Origin of the sequence: Desulfogranum japonicum DSM 18378 (genome assembly GCF_000429945.1) — a bacterium.
Classification (GTDB): Bacteria; Desulfobacterota; Desulfobulbia; order Desulfobulbales; family Desulfobulbaceae; genus Desulfogranum; species Desulfogranum japonicum.
This window is the reverse complement of record NZ_KE387001.1, coordinates 4328-6401: the sequence shown is the minus strand read 5'-3', so window position 1 is coordinate 6401 and position 2074 is coordinate 4328. Positions and strand designations below refer to the sequence as shown.

Genomic DNA, 2074 nt, shown 5'->3' with positions numbered 1-2074 from the left:
CTGTCAAGCTTGACCGTGCTCCAAGAGTAACCTTCGACCAATTTGGCAAAGTAGTCTTCAAGCTCAGGCACGCTGATTTTGTCAGGGCAGCGGCCAAAATACTGAACCAGACGGCGTACAGCCCTACCGTAAGCGTCTATGGTTTTGGGACTTTTGCCTTGCAGGGTCAGCTTTTGCAGGTGGCGCTCATACAGAGATTCGAATCGTTTTATTTCTGCTTTGTTCATGGTATACTCCTTTGTAAATGATTAGAGAATCAAACTGTTACAGGAATATACACTATTTTCTGCCGCATAGCGGCTTCGTCCAACCAAGGCATCCAGCGGATTTGCTACACGCTACGCGTTCCGCAAACGCGCTGATACCAGTCGTTATGTTTTAAAGGAGTGAGCTATTGCAGCTTGGTAATGTTAGAAATTTTAAAGGTGTTGGTTATGTGTGCTTTCTGGACATACTCGGGTTCTCGCAGGATATTTTGGCAAACTGGAAGGCGGTTGAATCCAATCCTTTAGAGAAACTGTTGGCGATTAAATCCGCATTGCCTATGCTTGACGAGGAAGAAGAAGAGATACCGTCGGGGGCTTCTGTTCGTCGCTATGTATGTCGCGTTAATACAGTGTCGGATAGCATAACGATAGCTTTTGGTCTGGAGCCAAAACTCATAATTGGTGATATGGCTCTAGGTCTCGAAGCTTTGGTAGCTAATATACGTGAAGTCTGGCGTGCGGCCATAGAGCGCGGCTATACGTTACGGGGAGCCATTGATTTTGGTGATATCTATTGGGATCAAAATGAATTAATAGGCCCCGCATTTATTAACGCATATCGCCTTGAATCAGAAATCGCAAGGGTATCTAGAGTTGTAATCTCGTCAAAATTAAATAAAGTTCTTGCTGATCTAGCTGCCGACTATCCTGGCGCTATGACCGATCATCTAGTAGCTAATTTTCGAAAGGATGTCGATGGATACGTTATTATTGACCCTTATAAAATGAGTAGATCGGATGAAGACAGGAAAATGTTGGCATCTAATTTACAAGGTATGGCTAATAAATTATCTAATCCATTACTAAAAGAAAAATATGCTCCGCTTATCTCAATGCTTAAAGAGAGTGCGTCTATTGATCATGATCAGCTTGGTGCATATTAACGAAACATAACAATTTGCTGAACACCGACTAAAAAAGCTGCGCTTTTTTAGCGGGTTAGCAATGCGTTGTCGATTGGAAAAATAGTTCAAACAATGAAAAAGAAGAAATCAAAGAAATCAATTTTAGGTGTTGGCTGGTACAAAAAAGAGCAATGGTCACTCTTAAGAGAGAAATCCGAGGATGTAAAGGATTTAGAAGACACATATTATGAATGGCTTGCAAATGCAAATGATACAATTAATAAACTTTCTAATTCCCCCTATCGAATTAAAAAAATAGAAATTGATGTAGAAGAGTTAATTGAATGGTGCATACAAGAAAAAAGCCCACTAAATGGTGAATCAAGGTCAAAGTATATTGCACTTAAAACAAAAGAAAAATTTCGATAACCAGGCATTCAAGGGGACGCGATTAACCCTGCCGGCGCTAACGCGGCAATAGATATTGGCGCGCCCCTTAATTTCACGTTAGTGCGCCAGGCGCAGCTTGGCGCTTCTTGCAGGGTGACCTGCTATAAAGCAGGAAGGGGTGCAGCCGGTCTATATTAAAAAACCACTTTTCTATCTGGCTATAATTGCGAAATTTTGAAAAAAGGCATTTTCAACAATTTGTCAAAAATGGCGATTTTTGGCATTAAAACACAATTATTGACAAATCATGGAAAAATGATGTTGTGTATCATGCTAATTTTCCTTATTTTCTTTTCTCCCTGTTTTTTTAGGAAGACCGGCTACACCCAGCAGGAAGTCCCTGTCGGGCAAAGCCTAGCCAGCAGCCCGTACCGAGTGTTGCGCGACTCGCGGAGCCATCTGGCGAACAACAGTCGTTAAGCGTACACAGGGAACATTGCAGGCCGCAGGGGAGACGTACCTCCCTCAAGCAATTCAGCCTCGTCAGAGTAAAATGCAGTTGGCGACGATTTT

The 2074-nt window shown here is 42.3% G+C and carries 3 protein-coding genes; 2 read left to right on the top strand and 1 reads right to left on the bottom strand.

The window, feature by feature from the left end:
* Positions 1–227 (bottom strand): phage integrase N-terminal SAM-like domain-containing protein (locus G493_RS0127000; RefSeq protein WP_028582840.1); only part of this gene is annotated, 227 nt, incomplete at its 3' end.
* 167 nt (positions 228–394) lie between these two features.
* Here G493_RS0127000 and G493_RS0126995 point away from each other — a divergent pair.
* Both G493_RS0126995 and G493_RS31600 read left to right on the top strand, forming a co-directional pair.
* Positions 395–1150 (top strand): hypothetical protein, encoded by a 756-nt coding sequence (locus tag G493_RS0126995; RefSeq protein WP_028582839.1) that lies wholly within the window; start codon positions 395–397, stop codon positions 1148–1150.
* 93 nt (positions 1151–1243) lie between these two features.
* The gene (locus G493_RS31600; protein ID WP_035276127.1) at positions 1244–1540 is read left to right on the top strand and encodes a hypothetical protein; all 297 of its coding nucleotides are present in this window, start codon (positions 1244–1246) and stop codon (positions 1538–1540) included.
* Positions 1541–2074 lie beyond the last annotated feature (534 nt).

Bases quoted from the DNA above. Each gene is read 5' to 3' on its own strand.
- G493_RS31600 (WP_035276127.1), top strand. From the start codon at position 1,244: ATGAAAAAGAAGAAATCAAAGAAATCAATTTTAGGTGTTGGCTGGTAC.